Origin of the sequence: Streptomyces malaysiense, from assembly GCF_000980885.2 — a bacterium.
GTDB classification, from domain to species: domain Bacteria; phylum Actinomycetota; class Actinomycetes; order Streptomycetales; family Streptomycetaceae; genus Streptomyces; species Streptomyces malaysiense.
This window is the reverse complement of the sequence record NZ_LBDA02000080.1, coordinates 123,709-146,357: the sequence shown is the minus strand read 5'-3', so window position 1 is coordinate 146,357 and position 22,649 is coordinate 123,709. Positions and strand designations below refer to the sequence as shown.

Annotated in this window: 16 protein-coding genes and 1 riboswitch; of the genes, 4 read left to right on the top strand and 12 right to left on the bottom strand. The window is 72.9% G+C overall.

The genetic code is table 11. The features are described 5' to 3' along the window. On the bottom strand, positions 1-209 hold a 209-nt coding region (locus tag VT52_RS39455; protein ID WP_143070939.1), incomplete at its 3' end, for a transglycosylase family protein. A gap of 4 nt (positions 210-213) precedes the next feature. Beyond that, a riboswitch (cyclic di-AMP (ydaO/yuaA leader) is annotated at positions 214-383 on the bottom strand. A gap of 177 nt (positions 384-560) precedes the next feature. Next, positions 561-1,706, bottom strand: a complete 1,146-nt coding sequence (locus VT52_RS29395; RefSeq protein ID WP_046426329.1) for a LysM peptidoglycan-binding domain-containing protein — start codon at positions 1,704-1,706, stop codon at positions 561-563. A gap of 267 nt (positions 1,707-1,973) precedes the next feature. On the opposite strand from VT52_RS29395, the gene VT52_RS29390 reads away from it, so the two are divergent. Further along, positions 1,974-2,660 (top strand): DUF899 family protein, encoded by a 687-nt coding sequence (locus tag VT52_RS29390; RefSeq protein ID WP_206306633.1) that lies wholly within the window; start codon positions 1,974-1,976, stop codon positions 2,658-2,660. Here VT52_RS29390 and VT52_RS29385 read toward each other — a convergent pair. The 6 genes from VT52_RS29385 to VT52_RS29360 all read right to left on the bottom strand — a co-directional run bounded on the left by VT52_RS29385 (position 2,654) and on the right by VT52_RS29360 (position 10,460). Further along, positions 2,654-3,937 carry a cytochrome P450 family protein gene (locus VT52_RS29385; protein ID WP_046426327.1) on the bottom strand — a complete coding sequence of 428 codons (1,284 nt, stop codon included), beginning with the start codon at positions 3,935-3,937 and terminating at the stop codon, positions 2,654-2,656. The genes VT52_RS29390 and VT52_RS29385 overlap by 7 nt on opposite strands. 93 nt (positions 3,938-4,030) lie before the next feature. Continuing rightward, a complete protein-coding gene (locus tag VT52_RS29380) occupies positions 4,031-5,056 on the bottom strand; it encodes a nucleoside triphosphate pyrophosphohydrolase (RefSeq protein WP_046426331.1) in 1,026 nt (341 codons plus the stop codon). A gap of 100 nt (positions 5,057-5,156) precedes the next feature. After that, on the bottom strand, positions 5,157-5,810 hold the full coding sequence (locus VT52_RS29375) for a SurA N-terminal domain-containing protein (protein ID WP_046426325.1): 654 nt from the start codon (positions 5,808-5,810) through the stop codon (positions 5,157-5,159). A gap of 164 nt (positions 5,811-5,974) precedes the next feature. Beyond that, entirely contained in the window at positions 5,975-7,510 is a 1,536-nt protein-coding gene (locus VT52_RS29370; protein ID WP_046426323.1) for a serine/threonine-protein kinase, read from the bottom strand. Further along, entirely contained in the window at positions 7,507-8,136 is a 630-nt protein-coding gene (locus VT52_RS29365; RefSeq protein WP_071387708.1) for a hypothetical protein, read from the bottom strand. Before VT52_RS29365 ends, VT52_RS29370 begins: the two co-directional genes overlap by 4 nt. A gap of 101 nt (positions 8,137-8,237) precedes the next feature. Then, positions 8,238-10,460 (bottom strand): N-6 DNA methylase, encoded by a 2,223-nt coding sequence (locus VT52_RS29360; RefSeq protein WP_046427714.1) that lies wholly within the window; start codon positions 10,458-10,460, stop codon positions 8,238-8,240. Positions 10,461-10,687: 227 nt separating this feature from the next. Here VT52_RS29360 and VT52_RS29355 point away from each other — a divergent pair, with 227 nt between their 5' ends. Genes VT52_RS29355 through VT52_RS38225 form a run of 3 tightly spaced genes read left to right on the top strand, consistent with a single transcriptional unit; the run spans position 10,688 to position 14,363 of the window. Continuing rightward, positions 10,688-11,392 (top strand): hypothetical protein, encoded by a 705-nt coding sequence (locus VT52_RS29355; protein WP_046427712.1) that lies wholly within the window; start codon positions 10,688-10,690, stop codon positions 11,390-11,392. Between the two features lie 30 nt (positions 11,393-11,422). Further along, a complete protein-coding gene (locus VT52_RS29350; RefSeq protein WP_046427710.1) occupies positions 11,423-13,192 on the top strand; it encodes a M48 family metalloprotease in 1,770 nt (589 codons plus the stop codon). 58 nt (positions 13,193-13,250) lie between these two features. After that, positions 13,251-14,363 carry a hypothetical protein gene (locus tag VT52_RS38225; protein WP_053055719.1) on the top strand — a complete coding sequence of 371 codons (1,113 nt, stop codon included), beginning with the start codon at positions 13,251-13,253 and terminating at the stop codon, positions 14,361-14,363. A gap of 35 nt (positions 14,364-14,398) precedes the next feature. Here the strand turns inward: VT52_RS38225 and VT52_RS29340 are convergent, their stop codons facing one another. The 4 genes from VT52_RS29340 to VT52_RS29325 form a co-directional block, all read right to left on the bottom strand. Continuing rightward, on the bottom strand, positions 14,399-15,115 hold the full coding sequence (locus tag VT52_RS29340; protein ID WP_046427707.1) for an HNH endonuclease family protein: 717 nt from the start codon (positions 15,113-15,115) through the stop codon (positions 14,399-14,401). A gap of 214 nt (positions 15,116-15,329) precedes the next feature. Further along, on the bottom strand, positions 15,330-18,941 hold the full coding sequence (mfd, locus tag VT52_RS29335; protein WP_046427704.1) for a transcription-repair coupling factor: 3,612 nt from the start codon (positions 18,939-18,941) through the stop codon (positions 15,330-15,332). Positions 18,942-19,224: 283 nt separating this feature from the next. After that, on the bottom strand, positions 19,225-21,807 hold the full coding sequence (locus VT52_RS29330; protein ID WP_046427702.1) for an ABC transporter permease: 2,583 nt from the start codon (positions 21,805-21,807) through the stop codon (positions 19,225-19,227). Further along, complete coding sequence (locus tag VT52_RS29325) at positions 21,804-22,592, bottom strand: ABC transporter ATP-binding protein (protein ID WP_046427699.1); 789 nt, start codon at positions 22,590-22,592, stop codon at positions 21,804-21,806. Before VT52_RS29325 ends, VT52_RS29330 begins: the two co-directional genes overlap by 4 nt. Between the last annotated feature and the right edge of the window lie 57 nt (positions 22,593-22,649).

Genomic DNA, 22,649 nt, shown 5'->3' with positions numbered 1-22,649 from the left:
CCGCCGTAGTACCCGTTGCCGGTGTTGATGGACCAGTTGCCGCCGGACTCGCACTGGGCGACCGCGTCCCACTGGGAGGCGGTGGCGGCGGAGGCGGTGCCGGTGGCCATCAGCGGCGCGGCGACAGCGGCACCGGTGACACCGGCGAGCGTGACGACGCGGACGGCCTTGGACGGACGACGGTGCTTGCCCTTGCCGGAAAACAGCATGGAACGATCCCCTCACCGACGCCTGCGAGGTGAGCTGTCGGGTTCGGGCCGGTTGAGTTGCCCGGCCACCCCTCCTCGTGGAGGCGTGGCTTCACCCCAAGCCGGTCCGGCATCAACTGCCGGGCCCGGCACTTACCTTGGGTCCCCCGCTCCTGCCTGCGGCGCGTGACGCGACGACTGTTCCCGGGCAGCCGCTGGCAGGATTCGGCGTTGCGGCCGCCGGGGCTCGTGGTGACGAGCGGCCTTGACGGTAGCCACGTGATCGGCGGAATTTCAAAGACGATCAGGGCTTCTGAGACTCATCCCACACTTTCGCCAAATCGGACATTTAGCGATCAAGTGGGGCGTCAACTAGCCCTGGTCCGCGCCCGTTTCGTCACCGACTTTCAGGGTCTGACCGGCGGTGATGTGGTTCGGGTCGGCGCCCACGACCTTCTTGTTCGCGGCGTAGAGCGCGTGCCATCCGCCGTCGACGTCAAGGGAGTCGGCGATGGCGCTCAGCGAGTCGCCCTCGCGGACGGTGTAGGTGCCCGGCCCGTGGGAGGCATGCCGGCCGGAGGCCGAGTCGTTCTGCCCGTTTACCGTGCTTTCGTCCGCGTTGCCGCCGCGGTGGCGTCCGCCGGCGAGGGCCCCGGTGTCGACCAGGTTCCAAGAGCCGACGGTCTGCCGGGGGTTGTCCGGGGTGCCGGTGGACGGCGCGGGCGTCGCGGAGCCGTCGGCCGGCGCGGAGGGCGCGGCCGGGACAGAGGGGTCCGTCGAGGACGGGCCGGACGGGTCCGGGCCGGGGGTGCCGGTCCCGGGCGTGCCGGTGTGCTTGCCCGGATTCGGGCTCGCGTGCTTGCCGGTCTGCTTGCCGGAGCCGTGGGCCGGCGAGGCGGAGGGGTCGGAGGCGCCGGACGGGTCGGTGGACGCCTTGCCGGAGCCGGAGCCGGAGCCCGTGCCGGAGCCGTCCTGGTCGCCGCTCTGCGTGCCGGCCGGGGAGGAGGGGTCGGGCAGGCCGGACGGGTCGGCCGTGCCGTCGTCCTGGCCGCCGCCGCTTCCGTTGCCGCCGGCGCCGCCGTTTCCGTTGCCGCCGCCGTTTCCGTTGCCGCCGACGCCCGGATCGACCGTCACGGAACCGGAGTTCGAGGTCAGTCCGGACAGCAGGGCGCAGGTGGCCCAGGGCGTGGTGCCCTTGTCCTTGAGGATCTTCTCGGCCACGGCGATCTGCTGCGAGCGGCTGGCCTGGTCGGCGGAGGAGGCGTACTGCGTCCCGCCGTACGCGACCCAGTCGTCCTGGGATATCTGGAGACCGCCGTAGTACCCGTTGCCGGTGTCGGCGCTCCAGGCGCCGCCGCTCTCGCAGTTGGCGACCTTGTCCCACGTGGTGCCGTCGGCCGCGTGGGCGCTGGCCGCGCCGAGCAGCGGGATGGCGATGGCGGAGCCGGTCACGCCGGCCGCGACGAGGAGGGCCGGAGCCTGACGGGGGCGGCGGTGACGACCGTTCCCGGAGATCATGCGGAAGCCTTTCGTGCGACGGCGGGGGCCCGCGCGGCGGATGGTGCCGGTCGCCGCGCTGAGGGGTGAAGGTATCGGCACACGATCACTTGTCACAAGTTCATGCCGCCCCGATCACGCGAAGATCACGGAGTTGAACGTCTGCCCCTGCGCTCCGTCACATTTCCTTTCACCCGTCGGGCACGGCGGAGCCTCATCCCCGCGGCGCGCGGCGCCCGGAACCATGGAACCGACCTGTTCCGGGGGGCTGTCCACGCAGGAGGACACATGATGCGGCAGACCCGGTTGCACGGTGAGTCCGCGGAGTACCTCGCCGCCCGCGAGGAACTGCGCGGCGCGGAGATCGAGCTGATGCGCCGGCGCGAACGGGTAGCGGCCCTGCGCCGTTCGCTGCCCCCGGGGCCCGAGGTGGACGACTACGTCTTCCTGGAGGGACCCGCCGACCTCGACGCGGGCGACACACCCGTGCGCGATGTCCGGCTGAGCGAGCTGTTCACCGGCGGCCCGGAGCGGCCCCTGCTCGTCTACCACTTCATGTACGGCAAACGGCAGACCGAGCCGTGCCCGATGTGCACCCTGTGGATCGACGGCTTCGACGGCGTCGCCCACCAGGTGGCCCGGAACGCCGACCTGGTGGTGGTGGCCGCCGCCGGCCTGCCGGCCCTGCGCCGGCACGCCCGCGCCCGCGGCTGGTCCCGGCTGCGGTTGCTCGGCGCCGGGGACAGCACCTTCAAGTACGACCTGGGCAGCGAGGACGAGGACGGCGTCCAGGACTCGACCGTCTCGGTCTTCACCCGGGACCCGGACGGCACGGTCCGGCACTTCTACTCCGCGCACCCCCGGATGGCCGAGGACATCGACCAGCGCGGCATCGATCTCCTCAACCCCGTCTGGCATCTGCTCGACCTGACCCCGGGCGGCCGGGGCGACTGGTTCGCGGGCCTGGACTACTGAGCGGGCGGGGTGAACTCCACCGGCAGGGTGCGCAGGCCCCGCATGATGAGCCCGCCGCGCCAGCGCAGCTCGTCCGGGCCGGCGGCGAGCCGCAGGTCGGGCAGCCGGGTCAGCAGGGTGGCCAGCGCCGTCTGCCCCTCCAGGCGGGCGAGCGGGGCACCCAGGCAGTAGTGGATGCCGTGGCCGTACCCGAGGTGCTGGTTGTCCCGCCGGCCGAGGTCCAGGGTGTCCGGGTCCTCGAACCGCTCCGGGTCCCGGTCGGCGGCGGCCAGCACGACGAGCACCGGGTCGCCCGGCGCGATCTCCTGGCCGCCGATGGTGAGCGGCTCGGTGGCGAACCGCCAGGTGGCCAGCTCCACCGGGCCGTCGTAGCGCAGCAGTTCCTCCACCCCGGTCGCCAGCAGCTCGTCGTCGCCGCGGGCGAGGGCCTCCTGGAGGCGGTGGCGCTGCTCGGGGTGGGTGAGCAGGGCGTAGGTGCCGTTGCCGATCAGGTTGACGGTGGTCTCGAAGCCGGCGAACAGAAGGATGAAGGCCATCGCCGCGGCCTCGTTCTCGGTGAGGTGCTCGCCGTGGTCGGAGGCGCGGATGAGGCCGGAGATCAGGTCCTCGCCGGGCGCGGGCTCGGCGGGCAGCGCCTCGCGCTTCCTGTGGATCAGCTCGGCGAGGTAGCCGCGCATCTTCTTCACCGACCGGGCGACACCGCCCCGGGGCCCGCCGCCGTGCCGGATCATCATGCCCGCCCAGTCCCGGAAGTCGTCCTGGTCCTCGCGCGGGACGCCGAGCAGGTCGCAGATGGCGTAGATGGGGAGCGGGAAGGCGAACTCGTGGATGAGGTCGGCGGAGCCGCGCTCGGCGAACCGGTCGATGAGCTGGTCGGTCAGCTCCTGCACCCGGTCCGCGAACTCGGCGACGCGGCGGGGCGTGAACGCCTTGCTGACCAGCCGGCGCAGCCGGGTGTGGTCCGGCGGGTCGATGTTCAGCAGGTGCGTCATCAGCTCGGCCTTGCGCTCGCCGGGGATGCCGGTCTTGCCCTTGGCGTGCTCGGGCTCGTCGTGATGCGCCGGGTTCTTGCTCAGCCGCTGGTCCGCCAGCGCCTGCCGGGCATCCGCGTACCGCGTGACAAGCCATGCCTCCACCCCGCTGGGCAACCGCGTCCGCCTGACGGGCGCGTGCTCACGCAGCCACGCGTACGCCGGATAGGGGTCGGCCGCGAACTCCCAGGTGAACAGCTCGGGAGCGGCGGGAACGGAGTCATCGGGGCGAAGCTGGTCGGTCACTCCTCGACGGTATCCGCCCGGACGGAGGGCCGTGTCACCGCTGGTCGCCGACGCGGTCCCCTCCGGCCCCCGGCCTGATCCGGAAGAGAGGCCCTAGCCCTCGTCCTCGTCCTCGTTCTCGTCCGAGGCGCCGTCCGGGTCCGTCCCGTCCACTCCCTCCGCCCTGCGTATCGCGTCCCGGTACGTCCGGGCCGCGGCGCGCAGGGCGGTTTCCGGGTCCGTGCCGGTGGATTCGGCCTGGGCGGCGAGGGCGAGGAGGGTGTAGCCGATGCCGTCGCCCTCGGGGAGGGGGACGTCGAGGCCGGCGGTACGGGCGCGGGAGGCGAGCTTGGCGGCGAGGGCGAGGCCGGGCTGGCCGAGGGGGATGCCCTCGGTGACCGAGGTGCGGCGCTTCTCCTCGGCCTTGGTGCGCAGCCAGTGCGCCTTGACGTCCTCGGGGGTCTCCGCCGCCTCGTCTCCGAAGACATGGGGGTGGCGGTGGATGAGCTTGGCGACGATGCCGCCCGCCACGTCGTCGACGGAGAACGGTGTCTCGGGGTGCTCCTCGGCGATCCGGGAGTGGAAGACGACCTGGAGGAGGACGTCGCCCAGCTCCTCGCGCAGTTCCTCGCGGTCGCCGGCCTCGATCGCCTCGACCAGTTCGTACGCCTCCTCGATGCCGTACTTGGCCAGGCCCTCGTGGGTCTGCCGGGAGGACCAGGGGCACTCGACGCGGATGCGGTCCATGACCTGGACGAGGTCCAGCAGCCGGGCACCGGGCAGGTCGTACGACGCGGGCAGCAGCTCCAGCTCGGGCATGCGGACCCGGCCGGAGCCGGCCAGCCGGGCCAGGCCGTCGGTGAGGGCGGGCTCCCCCTCGCCGGTCGCCACGACCACCACCGTGCGCCCGCCGGCGCAGGCGTCGACCAGCTCCTGCGCCGTGGGCGCCGCCTCGGACACCTCTGCACCGGCCTCCCGCAGATAGGGCAGCTGCGGATGGGCGCCGTCCGCGCACAGCACGGCGTCGGCGGCGCGCAGCGCCTCCCACGCGGGCCAGGACAACAGGCCGGGGGCGACGCGGTGGCTGGTGGTGAGGAGGACGATGCGGCCGGAGCCGGCTCCGGGACTGGATGCGTTCACGATCCGAAAGTAACCCACCGCCGCGACGAGCGGATTCGGTTGTCCACAGCGGCGCCCGAGTCGTGTGATCGTACGACCGACGCCGTCGCTGACGCGCCGGCTACGCCGTGACCGGCCCGCCGCCCGACACCGACGTGACCTCCCGCACCCACGGGGTCTTCGCGTCCACCCGGCTGCTCTTCTGCACGTCCCACGTGCCGTAGCGCGGGTTGACGTCGATGTGGAGTTTCCCGGACGCCTTGGCGAGGGCCTTCCAGAAGGCGGGCTGGGTGGTGTCGGTGCCAAGCCGGGCCGCGAGCTTCTGCGCCTCCAGCTGGAGCCGGAGGTTCTCGTCCAGGTGCGCGGGGGCGATGCCGTACTTCTGGAGCCAGGCCGTCTGGAGGCCCTTGGAGCCGCCCGCCTGCTGCTCCAGGCTCGCGCGCAGTCGCTGGACCTCATTGCGGGTGACCGAGACGCCCTCGTCCCGCGCGGCCCGCTGGATCACCCGGTCCAGGACCATGTTGTGCAGGGTGTCGCGGGTGAGGCTGCTGGTCTGGGCGAGCACCTGCTGGTACTGGCCCTGGTCGGGCACCGCGGCACGCTGGGCGTCGCGGACCTCGCCGACCCGGTTCTCCAGCTGCGCGACGGTGATCCGCTGCCCGCCGACGACGGCCGCCGCGCCCGGGTGCGCGTCGTTTCCGCAGGCGGTCAGCAGGGGGGCCGCGGCGGCGATCGCGGCGGTGAGGACGAGCGCGGTGCGACGGCGGCGGTGCAAGGAGACCTCCTGGGGGAGATTGTGCGACGGTGCACAAAGTCTTGCGATGATCGATGGTAGGCAGCGGCACTGCTCCGGCCAACCCATTCGACCAACGATTCACCGCGACTTCGGGCACCGTCGCGCCCCCATGGTTCTCTGTGCGACGTGCGCCCGACTGAGGCCTAGCCGCGTACCTGGCCCAGCCAGTGCAGGGTGCGGCGGATCTCGACGGCCATCGGGTGGCCGGGGCCGCCGAGGCGTTCCACGTCCAGCACCAGGCGGGCGAGGGTGTCGTGCGCGGCGGGCCGGTCGCCGAGGGCGAGCAGCAGATGTCCGATGCGCCGGCGGACCTCGTGGGCCTGCTGCGGATCGCCGGACACGTACTGGTTCTCGTAGTACGGCAGCAGGGCGCGGTACTCGGCGAGCGCCGCCGCGGGCTCGCCCAGCTGTTCGAGGCATTGCGCGGCGTCGTAGCGGAAGCGCAGGGACGCCGGGTCGGCCTGGCCGGCCTCGGCGGCGCGTTCGTCGGCGAGCCGGCGCAGTTCGGGCAGGGCGCGCCGGTACTGGCCGTCGTCCATGAGGGTCGCCGCGTACTGCTTGCGCAGGGTACGCACCACCGGGGACTGCTCGCCGTGCTGTTCGGCGGCGGCGGGCAGGATCGCGCCCAGGATGTCGACGGCCTGGGTGATCCGGCCCTCCCCCAGCAGGCGTTTGACCTCGTCGACGGCGGCGGCGACATCGGGCTTGCCGGTCGCCGGGGCGACCGGCGCGGCGGGGGCCGGCCGGGACGCGGGCGTGCGCGCGCGGTCGGGCCAGGGGGCGTGTGGACGCAGGAAGGGGCGCGTGGGGTCCAGCGGCGCCCCGCTGGGCATGCCGCGCGCGGGCAGCAGCGGCACCAGGTGCTCGTACACCTCCTGTGCGGAGGCCGGCCGGTGCTGCGGGTCCTTGGCGAGCAGGCGCAGCACCAGGCTCTCCAGCGCCTCCGGGACCTCGGGGCGGATCCGGCGCACCGGTAGCGGCGGGTCGTACAGGTGCCGGTGGAGCACGCCGAGCGCGGTGGCGCCGGTGAACGGCACGTCGCCGCTGAGCAGTTCGTGCAGCAGCACCCCGAGCGCGTACAGGTCGGTGTACGGGCCGACCGCGCCGCCCATGGCCTGCTCGGGTGCCATGTAGGCGGGCGAGCCGATCGGGGAGCCGGTGTGGGTGAGCCGGGTGGTGTCGGTGTCCATGACGGAGGCCACGCCCAGGTCGAGCACGGTGACCAGGCCGTCCTGCTTGACCATCACATTGCGCGGCTTGAGGTCGCGGTGGACGATCGGCACTGCGTGCACGGCGCTGAGCACGGCGCACAGCTGGGCGGCCACCGCGACCGCCCACGGCCAGGGATAGGGATCGTGCTCGGCGAGGTGGTCGGCGAGGTCGGCGCCGTCCACGTACTGCATGACGAGGAACAGTTCCTCGCCCTCGCTGCCCGCGTCGTGCACGGTGACCAGGCCGGGGTGGTCGACCTGGGCGGTGACGCGGCACTCGCGCTCGAAACGGCGGCGCAGCTCGTCGGCCTCCTGGCCCGCGACCTTGTCGGGACGCAGCAGCTTCACGGCCACGCGCCGGTCGAGCCGCTGGTCGTACGCCGTCCACACCTGGCCCATGCCGCCCTGGCCGATGAGGGTGGAGAGTTCGTAGCGGCCGGCGACGAGACGCCCTGTCGCCACGGTCACCTTCCGTCCTCGGTCCGGCCGTCCTGCCTGCGCAGATAGTCGCTCAGTTCGTCCAGTTCGGCCCGCACCTGGTCGATGCGCGCGGGGGCGGGGCGGTGCGAGGGCGGGACGACCGGCGGGGGGCCGGGAACAGGGGTGTGCGGTGCCGACGGGGGCGGGGTCGGCATGCCGGAGGGGACGGGGGTGGCGGGCGGGAGGTACGGCGGGACCGCCGGGCCCGGGTAGCCGTAGGCCGGAGCCGGTGCCGGAGCGGGTACCGGCCGATGGGCCGCGAACTCCCTTGCTCGGCGTCCGTAGTGGCGTATCTCGGCGACCAGGTAGTACACGGTCGCGGCGGCCAGCGTGGCGAACAGCAGGCACATACCCACATTGCCGCGAACGGTCTCGACGTCGTCGGTGGGATCGCTCCCCACCAGGGCGACGCTGATGGCGTCGAGCGCCAGCACCGCGGCGAACAGCGCCCAGTCCAGTGCCCGGCGGGTGACGAGGGCCAGCCGCAGCTGCATCGCCCCGGCCAGGAAGCCGAGGCTGAGGAAACCGGCCGCCACGAACAGCACACGCACCAGGACCAGCACCGCGGTGTGCGGCGGCCTCTTGGCCGGCTGTCCGTGGCCGTGGCCCTGCATGGCTGCTCCTGATTCCCGAAGTCCCTGGTACTGGCGTGTGGATCGAGCATATGGCCCGGCACCGACAACACATCCGGGATGTATCAAACCGTTGTCAGGGTTCAGTCGGGGGCGACGGTGCCGTCCGTGAGGCCGTCGTACATCCCGCGCACCAGGTGGTCCCCGAGCCGGCTCGCGTGCCGCAGGGCCCGCTCGAACTCGTCCAGGGCGTGGAACCGGGCGCCGTAGCGCCGCTGTTCCTCCAGCGGCAGCCGGGGCACCTGGAGGCGGCGGACGTCGAGGCGGGTGGCGGTGGAGGCGTAGCTGCTGGCCTGCCGGTTGTTAGCGGTACCGCGCAGGAACCCGGCGAGGAACCAGGGGTCGAGCGCCGTGGCATCGGGGCGCAGCAGGACGAGGTTGCGCCCCAGGACGGCGCCCGCCGTCGGCTCCTCGATCACACGCGCCACCGAGCCGCCGCCGAGCACCGGTACGACGACGTCGCCCAGCTCGGTCAGCACGGCCTCCTCGTCGCTCTCGGGCAGCGTGCCCGAGGGGGCCGTGGCGGCGAGGACGTCCGTGTCGGTGAGCACGGGCAGGCGCGCGTGACCGCCGTTGCCGCCGCTGCGCATCACCAGCGCGCCGCCGCGCGCCAGTTCGCCGATGGTGGTGAGCGGCCAGCGCGCGGGCGGCGCCGGATCGGCGGCCGGCGGGGTGAGGTCGGTGGTCAGGCGCAGGGTCTCGCCGAGGCGTTCCCGCACCGCGGCGAGCTGCTCGGCGCCGTCGGCCACGGCGGGCGGCGGCAGATGGCGGGCGGGCGCCAGATCCACGTCGTCGTCGAGCAGCTCGATGACCGGTACCGAACGGGCGAGGCCCGGCCGCTCCGCCAGCCGTCCGGCGCGCGTGAAGGCCCGCCAGGCGTCCAGGACGGCCTCGCGCACCGCCGCCCAGTCCGGGCCGACGCGCCCCTCCCCGGCGAACCGCCCGGTGTCCATGAGCAGCACCTCGGGCGAGACCGGGTTCCGCTCGGGCCGGCGCAGCACCCAGACGTGGAGGGGGATGTTGTACGGCGGCGCCGCCCCGACCGGGAGCGCGAGCACCGCCCGCAGCGCGCCCCGGCGCAGCAGGTCGGCGCGGATCCGGCGCCCGGAGCGGCGGGAGGCGGCGGCGGGCGGCATCAGCAGAACGGCCGTGCCGCCGTCGGTGAGCCGGGCCAGGGCGTGCTGCACCCAGGCCAGCTCGGACTCGGTGCGCGCCGGGAAGCCGTACTCCCAGCGGGGGTCGTAGGCGAGTTCGTCGTGGCCCCAGTTGCGCTCGTTGAACGGCGGGTGGCAGAGCACGGCGTCGGCGCGCAGCTCCGGGAAGGCGTCGGCGCGCAGGCTGTCGCCGGCCGCGGCGCGCACACCGGCGCGTGAGTGCAGCGCGAGCCGCAGCGCGGTGAGCGCGGCGAGGTCGGGGGCGCTGTCCTGCGCGTGCAGCCACTGCTCGGGGCGGGTGTCCACGGCCCGCAGCAGGGCGCCGGTGCCGCACGCCGGGTCCAGAACGGTCCGGGCCGGACCGGCCAGGTCGGCCATGAGGGTGGCGAGTTCGGAAGGAGTGAGCGTGTACTGGCGGGGGTTGGCGTCGAGATGCCGGCCCAGCAGGAACTCGAACGCCTGCCGCGCACCCGTCTCGGCGGCGAGCTCGGCGGCGCCGCGCAGGAGGGGGACGGAGGGCAGGAGCGGGGGCGGGAGGTCCGCGGCGGGGGCGGCGGAGCGGTCGACCGGGTTCACAGGGGTGTCGGGAGTCCCGGGGCTGCCGGGAGCGCCAGGGGTGCCGGAGGTGTTCACACCTAGGGCCGCCGGTGCGGTGTTCACACCCGGTGCCGTCGATCCGCTGTTCGCCGTCCGGGATTCGTCCGGCGTGTTCACATCACCCGGCACCCCCGCCCCGGGCAGCGGCACCCCCGTCAGCTCCCCGAGCCGCGGGGTCAGCACCTGCGCCAGCGCGCCCGGCAGCAGCCGAGCCAGGCGCACGTCGGAGCCCGCGCTCGCCGCCAGCCAGACCGTGGGGCGCTCATGGATCAGCAGCAGCGCGCAACCGGCGTGCACCAGCGCGGTGAGCGGGCCCTCGGGATGCCCCGCGAGCTGCTGCCAGACCCTTTCACGCAGCGGTACTTCGGCGAGTTTCCCCTGCTTGCGCAGCCATGCCTCGACCTCGGCGAGCGCGAAGGAAGGACTGGTCTCGGTACCCCCGACCGGCTTGGGAAAGTCCGCGTGCCGGCGCCGCCAGTTGCTGACGGCGGCCCGGCCCACTCCGGCGAGCCGCGCGATGCCGGCCGCGGTCACCTCTGTCGCCTGATCCTGCACCGGCCCCGCTCCCCTCGTCCCGTTTGCGCCGAGCATACCGACGTGCACAAGATCCCTGCATTCACGGCGTGTTCACTGCCGGACCGTGTGAACCATGTTGACTCGGTTCACACGCTCTGCTGTTATTGACCCAGCGAACGCTCAACCGTTCGGCCCCGGCCGGACGCGGTACGGCACGCCGCTCAGCCGTACGCACCTCTCCGTTCCACCAGCCCTGAAGGACTGTCATGCGTCTCTCGTCCCGTGCCGCCACGCTGCTCGCCGCCGCCGCGGCCCTGCCCCTGGCCCTCACCGCCTGCTCCACCGGCTCCACGGACGCCTCCGCCCCGAGCGCGAAGCAGACCGCGAAGGACCCGAACGCGAGCCTGCCCACGGGCACGCAGCTGAAGAAGGCGCTGGCGCCCGCCTCGTACTTCCCGGCGGGGTACGCCGTCGAGAGCGACAACACCGCCGACAGCGGCGACCAGCTCCTCACCCAGTCGGCCAAGAGCGGCGCCAAGCCGGGCTGCACCCGCCTGGAGAGCACGTCCTGGATCCAGCTGACCGGCTACAAGGGCGGCGTGTCGTTCGCGCAGAACGACTACACGATCAAGGACAAGACGCAGGAACTGGCCCAGGAGATCGACGCGTTCCGGGGCACCACCGCCAAGGCCGTGATGAAGGAGTTCGCGAACGTCGCCGCCGACTGCGCCACGTTCACGGACACCGACGCGCACGCCAAGGTGGCGGTCACCGGCAAGGCCACCGCCGGTCTCGGCGACGAGGCCTACACGATGACGCTGACGAGCGGTGCCTGGCAGAACGGCAGCACCCTCGTCGCGGCCCGCTCCGGCAACTCCGTGGTCACCGTGCTGTCCACCGCGGACAGCGACAACGGCGCCGCGTCGGCGAAGAAGCTGACGGCCAAGGTCCTCGCCGGTCTGAAGAAGTAGTCCCGCCGCCGTCCTCCTCGAAGGGTGCCGATGCCTCCCCGTCCCGCCGGCCCGGCAGCCGCGGGGCGTGGCGCGCCGGGAGCCTCCCTGCGCGCCGCGCTCGCCCTCGGACTGCTGCTCGGGTTCTACCTGCTGGCCCTGCTCCTCCTCGTGACCGTGGCGGCCCTGGACGTCGTCCTGGCCCGGGGCACGTTCACCGTCGTCACCCTGGAGGGCTACGTCGGCTCGCTCGCCGTCGCCTGGTGCGTGCTGCGGGTCGTCGTGCTCAGCCGGCGGCCCAGCGAGGGGCGCGAGGGACCGCCGGGCCTCTCGCTGACCCCGCGGGAGCAGCCTGAGCTGTGGGAGCACGTGCGGCGGCTGGCCGCGCAGGTGGACACCCGGCCGCCCGCGGAGATACGGATCGTGCCGGGCGCCGTCGCCATGGTGCAGGAGGACGCCCGGTGGCTCGGGCTGGTGGCGGGCGAGCGACGGCTCTTCCTGGGCGTGGCCCTGCTGCTGGGCCTGCCCGAGGCCGAGCTGGACGCCGTGCTCGGGCACGAGCTGGGCCATTACGCCCACCACGACACCCGGTTGGGCAACCTGGTGGCGGCGCTGCGCGGCCGGCTGGCGCACACCGTCGGCACGCTGAAGGAGCGGGCCGCGCGCGAGGAGGCCGAGGAGCGGGCGGAGTTCGCCGCGAGGGCCGCCCGGCGCCGGGCGGAGGGCAGGCCGCCACCCCTGAAGCGGGGCCCCACACGGGGCCCGGACCACTACCTCGCCCTCGTCTTCACCGCGTACACCAAGCTGTGCCTGCGCCTGACCGAGGCGGTCAGCCGTCGCCAGGAGTACGCGGCCGACCTGGTCGCCGCCCGGATCGCCGGCCCGGCCACCACGGCCGACGCCCTGCGCCGCATCCCCGCGCTGGAAGCGGCCGACGATCTCTACCTGAACCAGTACGCCCTGATGGGCTGGGACGCCGGACTGCTGCCCCCGGAAGGGCAGTTCTACGGCGGGTTCGCCCAGCTGCTCGCGGACGGCACCCGCCGGGCCCAGCTGACGGCGCTGGCGCGCGAACCGCTGCCGGAGGAAGCCGGCGAGGACCGGTCCCCGTACGCCTCCCACCCGCCCACGGCCGACCGGATCAGGGCGCTGGAGTCGATCTCCGACGAAGGCCCCGCCCCCACCCTCGCCCGGCGTCCGGCCACCGCCCTGATCCGGACACCGGACCGGCTCCTGGCCGATCTGGAACAGGCCACCCTCAGCACGGAAGCGCTGTCCAGGCGCCGGGTCCCCTGGGGCGAGCTGCCCGGCCGGACGAGCCTGGAGACCCACGCGCGGGAGGCGCAGGCACTGCTCACGGCCATGGCGCAGCCGACCAGTGCCGGCGCCACCCCCGGCGTCGTACCCCCGCACCACCTCCCGGACCCGCGCCGCCCCCACCTCCGGGACCTGCACCGCCTCCTCGACCTGCTCGACCGCGGACTGCTCCACGACCTGGCCGCCCGGCTGCCGCGGTCCGAGGAGGCCGCCCGCAGCAGTGGGCGCGCGGCGCGCGAGTTCGCGCGTACGACCCTCCGTTCGGCCCTGCGCCACCTGGCCCTGCTCGCCGCGCTGGAGGCGGGGCTGTACCGGCGGGAACTGTGCTGGGCGGGGCCCCCGGTGCGGCAGACCGCGCCCGCGTGGTTCACCGAGGACCTGCCGAAGGCGCTGGACCGGGCGGTAGCCGAGCCGGCCGTGACCACACCCTTGCGTACGCTGCTGCGCGACGACGCCCGCGGACCGTTCGACGGCACCGGGCCCGCACCCCGCACCCCGGCCTGACGGCCGCTCGCCCCGTCCGCCTTCCCCGAGGCGGCCCCGAACCCCCGAAAGTCCCGGTATGAACGTCCTGATCGACATAGCCGGCACCGGCGCCCTCGTATACGCGGCCGTCACCGTCCCGCGCAACATCCGCAAGGCGCGCGCGCTGAAGGCCGAGGAGAAGGCCAAGGCCCCGGTCACCATCGACGCGGCCGCCTACGGCCTGGTGCCCGCCGCACAGCTCGACAAGGAGCACGCGGGTCCCGACCCCGAGGCCGACGCGGTGGCCGCGGCCGCGCTCGCCGGTGACTGGCGGCGGGCCGCCGGCTACCTCGCCGACGCGGGCCGCGACTGGGACCTGCGCTGGTACCGGCTCGGCATCCTGGTGAAGGCCGCGGTCAAGGACGACTCCTGGGTCAGGGCCTGGCGCGCCGAGTACCCCGGCGACCCGTCCGCCGCGCTCGTGCACGCCGACGCGCTCGTCGCGCTCGCGGGCGAGGTCCGCGGCGCGCAGATGGCGAAGTACACCACCTCCGAGCAGTTCGAGGGCTTCCACCGGCTGCTGGCCGAGGCACTGCCCGCCTGCCGGGAGGCCGCGCGGATGGCGCCCGAGGACCCCTGCCCCTGGATCGCGCAGATCACCATCGCCCTCGGACTCGGCTGGGAGCACGACGACTTCCGCGCCCTGTGGGCCGAGATCACCGCCCGCGACCCGCACCACTTCGGCGCCCATGTCAGCGCGCTCCAGTACTGGTGCGCCAAGTGGCGCGGCTCGCACGAGCTGATGTACGCGTTCGCCGAGCAGGCCGCGGCCACCGCGCCGCCCGGCAGCCTGCTGCCCGTACTGCGCCTGTACGCGCTGTACGAGCACGCCGTCCGGGAGCGCAACGAGCCCGTGTACGCCCAGCCGTTCGTCGAACCGGCCATCGACGCCACCCTGGACGCCGTCCACCGGGCCCCCGCCGGGCACCACCGGCTGCCGCTCGTACGGCATCTGCTGGCCAAGATGCTGTTCCAGAAGAAGCGGTTCGCGGAGGCGGTGGAGCAGTTCCAGGCGATCGGCGGGTACGTCGGCGGCGTGCCGTGGACGTACTCCGCCGACCCGGTCAAGGCGTTCGTCCACGCCCGCACGAACACCTTCGTCTCCTGGGAGAAGGCGGGGCGTCCGGCTCCGCCGCCGCGCGTCCACTGACGAACGCCCGAGTCACGGCGGGGCCCGTGCGGACCCTAGCGCGCCTTGAAGCGCGCCGGGGCCTCGGTCGGGTTGCCGCCGGAGGGCAGCTTCTGGTTCGGGCAGGCGGTGAGCACCTTCTCCATCGCCGCCTTCTCACCGGAGGTGACCCACAGGCCGTACTTCTTCTTCACCGCCACCTGCGTCGCCACGTACGAGCAGCGGTAGTCCTTGTCCGGCGGCAGCCAGGTGGCCGCGTCGCCGTCGCCCTTGCCGCGGTTGGCGCTCGCGTCGACGGCTATGAGATTGAGCGGGTCGTTGGCCAGCGCGATCCGCTTGCCGGCGTCCCAGTACTTGGCGCCCGTCTGCCAGGCGTCCGAGAGAGCGACGACATGGTCGATGTCGACCTTGCTGGCGCCGCGCCGGTAGGTGATCTCCTTGCCCGAGTACGGGTCCGGGTCCAGCAGCCCGTAGGAGACCTTGCAGACGCCGCCGGTGAACTTCACGTCCTTCAGGTCGCGTTTGAGGATGTCGTCCCGGGTGTCGCAGGAGTTGGAGTCCGTGTCCGCCCACGCGGTGCCGAACCGCGCCCGGGAGTAACCGCTCTTCGGGGCGCGACCCTTGACCGGCAGCGCCTTCGCGGCGGTCAGTACGACACCGCCGCCGCTCTTCGGTTCGGGGCCCGAAGCCCCCTTGTCCTGACCCGACTTGCAGCCGGTCGCGGCGGCCAGTACGACCACCGCGCAGACCGCCCCACTCTTCAGACGCGTCATGCCACGCCCCCCTCGCTCGCCCTCACGGGTCCGCCCTCGGAAGCGGGGCGGATCGTTCCGCCCCATACGGTAACTGCCCGCTCCAGAGCTACAGATGGGCCCCGGGGGAGGGATTCAGGGGCGAGCGGGGCGTGAGGTGGGGCACATGGCGGCCGGGGAACGGCGCACGGACGGTCCGTCCGCGCACCGGTTCACACCCCGGGTTCGGGCGGGGTCAGGACCCCAGCACCGAGGCCAGGAACTCCCCCACCCACGAGAGCAGTTCCCGCCCGACCAACGGCTTGCCGCCCACCTTCGCGGTCTTCGGGCGCGGCACCAGCACCTGGTGCGCGGCCGCCTTGACGACCGTACCGGGGTACAGCCGCTTGAGGCGCAGCTCCTGCGACTCGCGCAGCTCGACGGGGGCGAATCGGATGCTGGTGCCCTGGAGGACGATCTCGCCGACCCCGCAGGCCCGCGCGAGCATCCGCAGCCCGGCCACCAGCAGCAGGTTCTCCACCGGCTCGGGCAGCTTGCCGTAGCGGTCGGTGAGTTCCTCGCGGACGGCCTTGATGTCCTCCTCCGAGCCGGCCGCGGCGATGGCGCGGTAGGCCTGGAGGCGCAGCCGCTCGCCGGGCGCGTAGTCGTGCGGGACGTGCGCGTCGACGGGCAGCTCGATCTTGACCTCCAGCGGGGCCTCCTCCTCGACCTCGCCGGTCTCCAGCTGCCGCCGGTAGTCCGCGACCGCCTCGCCCACCATGCGCACGTACAGGTCGAAGCCGACGCCCGCGATGTGCCCGGACTGCTCGCCGCCGAGCAGGTTGCCGGCGCCGCGGATCTCCAGGTCCTTCATGGCCACGTACATGCCCGCGCCCATCTCGGTGTGCTGGGCGATGGTCGCGAGCCGCTCGTGCGCGGTCTCGGTGAGCGGCTTCTCCGGCGGGTACAGGAAGTACGCGTACCCGCGCTCGCGGCCGCGCCCGACCCGGCCGCGCAGCTGGTGCAGCTGCGAGAGGCCGAAGGTGTCGCCGCGCTCCACGATCAGGGTGTTGGCGTTGGAGATGTCGATGCCGGACTCCACGATGGTGGTGGAGACGAGCACGTCGAACCTCTTCTCCCAGAAGTCGACCACGACCTGCTCCAGGGCCGCCTCCGACATCTGCCCGTGCGCGGTGGCGATGCGGGCCTCGGGCACGATGTCACGCAGCCGGGCCGCCGCGCGGTCGATGGACTCGACCCGGTTGTGGATGTAGAAGACCTGGCCCTCGCGCAGCAGCTCACGGCGGATGGCCGCGCCGATCTGCTTCTCCTCGTACGGCCCCACGAAGGTGAGCACCGGGTGGCGCTCCTCGGGCGGGGTGGTGATGGTCGACATCTCACGGATGCCGGTGACCGCCATCTCCAGGGTGCGCGGGATGGGGGTGGCGGACATGGTGAGCACGTCCACGTTGGCGCGCAGCTTCTTCAGCTGCTCCTTGTGCTCGACGCCGAAGCGCTGCTCCTCGTCCACAATGACCAGGCCCAGGTCCTTGAACTTGGTCTCGGAGGAGAACAGCCGGTGGGTGCCGATGACGACGTCCACCGCGCCCTCGCGCAGCCCCTCCAGGACGGCCTTGGCCTCGGTGTCGGTCTGGAACCGGGAGAGCGCCCGCACGTTCACCGGGAACTGCCCGTACCGCTCGGAGAACGTCCCGAAGTGCTGCTGCACCAGCAGCGTCGTCGGCACCAGGACCGCGACCTGCTTGCCGTCCTGTACGGCCTTGAAGGCGGCCCGCACCGCGATCTCGGTCTTTCCGTAGCCGACGTCGCCGCAGACGAGGCGGTCCATGGGGACCGACTTCTCCATGTCGTCCTTGACCTCGGCGATGGTGGTGAGCTGGTCCGGGGTCTCGGCGTAGGGGAAGGCGTCCTCCAGCTCGCGCTGCCAGGGCGTGTCGGTGCCGAAGGCATGGCCGGGGGCGGCCATGCGGGCGCTGTAGAGCTTGATCAGGTCGGCGGCGATCTCCTTGACGGCCTTCTTGGCGCGCGCCTTGGTCTTCGTCCAGTCCGCGCCGCCCAGCCGGTGCAGGGTGGGCGCCTCACCGCCGACGTACTTGGTGATCTGCTCCAGCTGGTCGGTGGGGATGTAGAGGCGGTCGCCGGGCTGGCCGCGCTTGGCGGGGGCGTACTCCACGACCAGGTACTCGCGGGTGGCGCCCTGCACGGTGCGCTGCGCCATCTCGATGTAGCGGCCCACGCCGTGCTGTTCGTGGACGATGTAGTCGCCCGGCTCCAGGGTGAGCGGGTCGATGGTCTTGCGGCGGCGGGCCGGCATCCGCGCGCCGTCGCGGCTCGCGGTGCGCTGCCCGGAGAGGTCGGTCTCGGTGAGCACCGCGAGCCTGAGCCCCGGGTCCACGAGGCCGTACTCGACGGAGCCGCAGGAGACGTGCACGACTGAGGGGCTCAGCTCGCCGAGGTCGGTGTCCATGCGGGCGGCGATGCCCTCGCCGCCGAGCACCTCGACGGTGCGGGAGGCCGGGCCGTGGCCCTCGGTGACGAACACCATGCGCCAGCCCTCGGCGAGCCAGCCCTTGGTGTCGGCGAGCGCCCTGGCGGTGTCGCCGCGGTAGGTGTCGGGCGCGCGCATGCCCAGCTTCAGGGTGTCCCCCTCCGCGTCGGCGGCGGATGCGTCCGTCAGCTCCTCGTCGGCGGCGAAGGGCGAGACGGACCACCACATCATGTCCAGCTCGCGCGCCCGGTCGCGGACGTCGGCCATGGACCACAGGGAGGCCGCGCCGACGTCGATGGGGGCCTCGCCGCCCACCCGTCGCCCATCGCCCCCCTCAACCGAGCGGGCTTCGCCCGCGCGCCACGATCCCGCGGTGGCCGCCCAGGACGCCTGGAGGAACTCCTGGCTGGTGGCCACCAGGTCGGCGGCGCGGGTGCGGACCCGCTCCGGGTCGCAGACCACGGCCATCGCCCCCTGGGGCAGCACGTCGAGGAGCAGCTCCATGTCGTCGACCAGGACGGGGGCGAGGGACTCCATGCCCTCGACCGCGATGCCCTCGGCGATCTTGTTCAGGAGTTCGCCCAGCTCCGGGTGCTCCTCGGCGAGCGCCCGCGCGCGCTCGCGCACCTCGTCGGTGAGCAGCAGCTCGCGGCAGGGCGGCGCCCACAGTCCGTGCTCGGCGACCTCCAGGGAGCGCTGGTCGGCGACCTTGAAGTAACGGATCTCCTCGACGTCGTCGCCCCAGAACTCGATGCGCAGGGGGTGTTCCTCGGTGGGCGGGAACACGTCCAGGATGCCGCCGCGCACCGCGAACTCGCCGCGCTTCTCCACCAGCTCCACGCGCGCGTACGCCGCGGCCGCGAGGGCCTCCACGACCTCGTTCAGATCGGCGTTCTGGCCGGTGCGCAGGGCCACCGGATCCAGCTCGCCGAGGCCCTTGACCTGCGGCTGGAGCACGGATCGCACGGGTGCGACGACGACGGAGACCGGGCCGGTCTCCGGGTCGTCCGGGCGGGGGTGGGCAAGGCGGCGCAGCACCGCGAGGCGCCGGCCGACGGTGTCGCTGCGGGGGCTGAGGCGTTCGTGCGGCAGCGTCTCCCAGGAGGGGTACTCCACGACGCCCTCCGGGGGCAGCAGCGAGCGCAGCGCCGCCGCCAGGTCCTCCGCCTCCCGGCCGGTCGCCGTGACCGCGAGCACCGTACGCCCGCTCTCACGGGCGAGGCCGGCGAGGGCGAAGGGGCGGGCCGCCGGGGGGCCGACGAGGTCGACGTGCATACGGCTGCCGTCCGCGGCCGCCGTGATCGCTTCCGCGAGGGCGGGGTCCTTGACGATGGCGTCGAGCAGACCGTGCAGGCTCATGGGGCTTTCCGTCCAGGGTGGGCAACGCAAGCAGCCCGGCGCGGGGCGCGACCGGGGGTGTCCAGCCTACGACGCCGTCGGGGTCGGCGCCGGTGCCTGTGGACAACCCCGCTTCCCGGCTCGGCCGGCCGGGAATCGGACGGACGAAGGCCCGGCACCGAGAAGTCCCCCAAGACTCCTCGGTACCGGGTGCTCCCCCGCAACCCCCGTATGCGGTGGTCGTCGGCCGGGCGGTCCTCGGTCGGACGGCCGTCGGACGGCCGTCGGACGGGGGTTGCGGCGGCTAGTCCGTGGCGATGGCGTTCAGGATGTTCATGCGGCCCGCGCGGAAGGCGGGAATGAGGGCGGCGAACAGGCCCACGAAGGCGGAGCCGATGAAGACGGCGATGATCGTCGGCCAGGGGATGTCCAGGACGTTGAGCCCCTGGAGGGCGAGGAGCTGCTGGGCGGTCACGCCCCAGCCCATGCCCAGCCCGAGGCCGAGCAGCGCGCCGAAGACGGCGATCACCACGGACTCCAGACGGATCATGCGCCGCATCTGGCGGCGGGAGAGACCGATGGCCCGCATCAGGCCGATCTCCCGGGTGCGCTCCACCACAGACAGGGCCAGGGTGTTCACCACACCGAGGACCGCGACGATGATCGCCAGGGCCAGCAGGCCGTAGATCATGTTGAGCAGCTGGCCTATCTGGTCCTTGAGCGCCTTCTTGTAGTCGGTCTGGTCGCGCACCGTCAGCGCCGGGTCGGCGTGCAGTGTCCGCTTCAGCGACGCGTAGGCGGCCGCCTGCTGCCCGTCCTTGGCGGTGGCGAAGACCAGCTGGTCCAGCGGCATCCTGCTCGCCGGCACGTACTTCGCGGCCGTCGCGATGGACGCGTACATCGCGCCCTTGTCGATCACGACGTCGTCGCTGGTGATGGCGCGGACCGTCAGTCTGGCGGCCCTGCCGTCCTTGAAGCCGACCGTGACGGTGGAGCCGAGCTTGATGCCGTGCTCCTTGGCGAAGCCCTCGAAGACGGACATGGAGTCGGGGCGGTAGGCGTCGGCGAGGTCGCCGGCGACCGTCTTGGTACGCAGGTCCTTCGCGTAGGTGGCGTCGGCGGCGTTGATCGTCTCGTTCTTGGAGACCTTGCCGTCGGGGGTGCTGAGCGTGGCGTCGAGCAGCTTGTACTCGGTGACCCGCTCAAGGCCGGGCGTGGCCTTGATCTGCCGCACCATCTGCGGCTTGACGAAGGTGAACTCCTGGTCGCCCTGGATGATGAAGTCCGCGCCGACGGTCTTGTCCAGCTGGTCGGTGGCCGAGGCCACCATGGAGGAGCCGACCACCGAGAGGCAGGCCACCAGGGCGAGGCCGATCATCAGGGCGGCACCGGTGGCACCGGTGCGGCGCGGGTTGCGCAGCGCGTTGCGCTCCGCCATACGGCCGACCGGGCCGAAGACCCGCAGGATGATCGCGCCGAGGACGCGGACCACACCGCCCGCGAGCAGCGGGCCGATCACCACGAAGCCGACCAGGGTGAGCAGCACGCCGACGCCCAGCAGGCCCGAGCCGGACCTGGCCTTGTCGGCCTCGGCGGCGGCGTACAGGCTCCAGCCGCCGGCGCCGGTGAGAACCAGACCGAGCACGGCGCGCACGGCACCGGCCCTGGCGTCGCCCGGGGCGCCGGAGTCGCGCAGGGCGGCCATCGGGGAGACCTTGCCGGCCCGGCGGGCGGGCAGATAGGCCGCGAGGACGGTGACCACGACACCGAGCAGCAGGCCGAGCGCGGGCGTCGTCCAGGCGATCGTCAGGTCGTCCGTGGACAGCTCCATGCCCATGCCGCTCATGAGCTTCATCAGGCCCACCGCGATGCCGACGCCCGCGCCGACGCCCAGCAGGGAGCCGATCACACCGAGCAGCAGCGCCTCGATCAGCACGGAGCGGTTGACCTGCTTGCGGGAGGAGCCGATGGCGCGCATCAGGCCGATCTCGCGGGTGCGCTGGGCGACCAGCATGGAGAAGGTGTTGATGATCAGGAAGATGCCGACGAGGAAGGCGATCCCGGCGAAGCCGAGCATCGCGTACTTCATGACGTTCAGGAAGCTCTCGACGCTCTTCTGGTTGGCGTCGGCGACCTCCTTGGCGGTGCGCACCTTGTAGCCGTGGCCGAGGGCGGCCGTCACGTTCTTCTTCAGCTGGTCGTCCGTCACGCCCTTGGCGGCGGTGACGTCGACGTCGGTGTAGACACCGGTGCGCCCGATCAGGGTCTGCTGGGCGGTCCTGGTGTCCAGGTAGAAGATCGCCGCGCCGGGGTTGGTGACCTTGAAGGCGGCGATGCCGGACACGCGGGCGTGGTGCGTGCCCACGACCGAGATCATGCCGATGTCGTCGCCGAGCTTCAGGTGGTGCTTGGCGGCGGTGTCCTTGTCGACCATCACCTGGTCCGGGCCCTTGGGCGCCTTACCGGTGGTGATCTCCATGGTGCGGGCGTCGTTGCCGTTCCAGCTGCCCACGATGGTCGGGGCGCCGCTGCTCGGCGACAGCTTGTCCTTCTTGGCGTCGATCACGGTCACCGAGGTGGAGAACACGGTGCCCTCGGCCGACCGCACGCCCCGCGCACCGCGGACGGTGGAGACGACGGAGGCCGGCATGACCGGCGGCTTGCCGGTGCGGGAAGTGGTCTGGCCGGTGTCGGAGGAGCCCTGGGCGCTGACCGTGACGTCCGACGCGGTCGCCTGGAACAGCTTGTCGAAGGTGGTGTTCATGGTGTCGGTGAACACCAGGGTGCCGCAGACGAAGGCGACGGACAGCAGGACAGCGACCGCCGAGAGCGCCATGCGGCCCTTGTGCGCGAAGAAGTTGCGCATCGAGGTCTTCAGGACGGTCATGACGTGCGTCCCCGGGCGTCGAAGTCCTTCATGCGGTCCAGGACCTGATCGGCCGTCGGCTGGTGCATCTCGTCCACGATCCGGCCGTCGGCGAGATACAGCACCCGGTCCGCGTACGAGGCGGCGACCGGGTCGTGGGTCACCATGACGATGGTCTGGCCGAGTTCGTCCACCGAGCGGCGCAGGAAGCCCAGCACCTCGGCGCCCGCGCGCGAGTCCAGGTTCCCGGTCGGTTCGTCACCGAAGATGATCTCCGGGCGGGCGGCGAGCGCGCGGGCCACGGCGACGCGCTGCTGCTGGCCGCCGGACAGCTGGGTCGGCCGGTGCTTGAGCCGGCCGGCGAGGCCGACGGTCTCCACGACCCGGTCCAGCCAGGCGCGGTCGGGCTTGCGGCCGGCTATGTCCATCGGCAGCGTGATGTTCTCCAGGGCGTTCAGCGTCGGCAGCAGGTTGAACGCCTGGAAGATGAAGCCGATCCGGTCCCGGCGCAGCTGGGTGAGCTTCTTGTCCTTCAGGCCGGTGATCTCGGTCTCGGCCAGATGGATCTGACCGCTCGTCACCGTGTCCAGGCCCGCCAGGCAGTGCATCAGCGTGGACTTGCCGGACCCCGAGGGGCCCATGATCGCGGTGAACCGGCCTCTGGCGATGTCCACGTCGACGTGGTCCAGGGCGACGACACGGGTCTCCCCGGACCCGTACGCCTTCACGACCTGCCGCGCCCGCGCGGCAACGGCCGTCAGCCCTCCAGTGCCCCCGTGCCTGGGAATGGTCACAGCCGATGTCACGGTATGTCTCCTATATCGGTCGGCAGATGCGTGTGCGGTGCCCCGGTGTTCCGGTGC

Excerpts from the sequence above, each read along its gene's own strand:
- VT52_RS29365 (WP_071387708.1), bottom strand. The coding sequence starts at position 8,136 with ATGCAGGGCCACGGCCACGGACAGCCGGCCAAGAGGCCGCCGCACACC.
- VT52_RS29390 (WP_206306633.1), top strand. The coding sequence starts at position 1,974 with ATGATGCGGCAGACCCGGTTGCACGGTGAGTCCGCGGAGTACCTCGCC.
- mfd (WP_046427704.1), bottom strand. The coding sequence starts at position 18,941 with ATGAGCCTGCACGGTCTGCTCGACGCCATCGTCAAGGACCCCGCCCTC.
- VT52_RS38225 (WP_053055719.1), top strand. The coding sequence starts at position 13,251 with ATGAACGTCCTGATCGACATAGCCGGCACCGGCGCCCTCGTATACGCG.
- VT52_RS29340 (WP_046427707.1), bottom strand. The coding sequence starts at position 15,115 with ATGACGCGTCTGAAGAGTGGGGCGGTCTGCGCGGTGGTCGTACTGGCC.
- VT52_RS29355 (WP_046427712.1), top strand. The coding sequence starts at position 10,688 with ATGCGTCTCTCGTCCCGTGCCGCCACGCTGCTCGCCGCCGCCGCGGCC.
- VT52_RS29395 (WP_046426329.1), bottom strand. The coding sequence starts at position 1,706 with ATGATCTCCGGGAACGGTCGTCACCGCCGCCCCCGTCAGGCTCCGGCC.
- VT52_RS29330 (WP_046427702.1), bottom strand. The coding sequence starts at position 21,807 with ATGACCGTCCTGAAGACCTCGATGCGCAACTTCTTCGCGCACAAGGGC.
- VT52_RS29350 (WP_046427710.1), top strand. The coding sequence starts at position 11,423 with ATGCCTCCCCGTCCCGCCGGCCCGGCAGCCGCGGGGCGTGGCGCGCCG.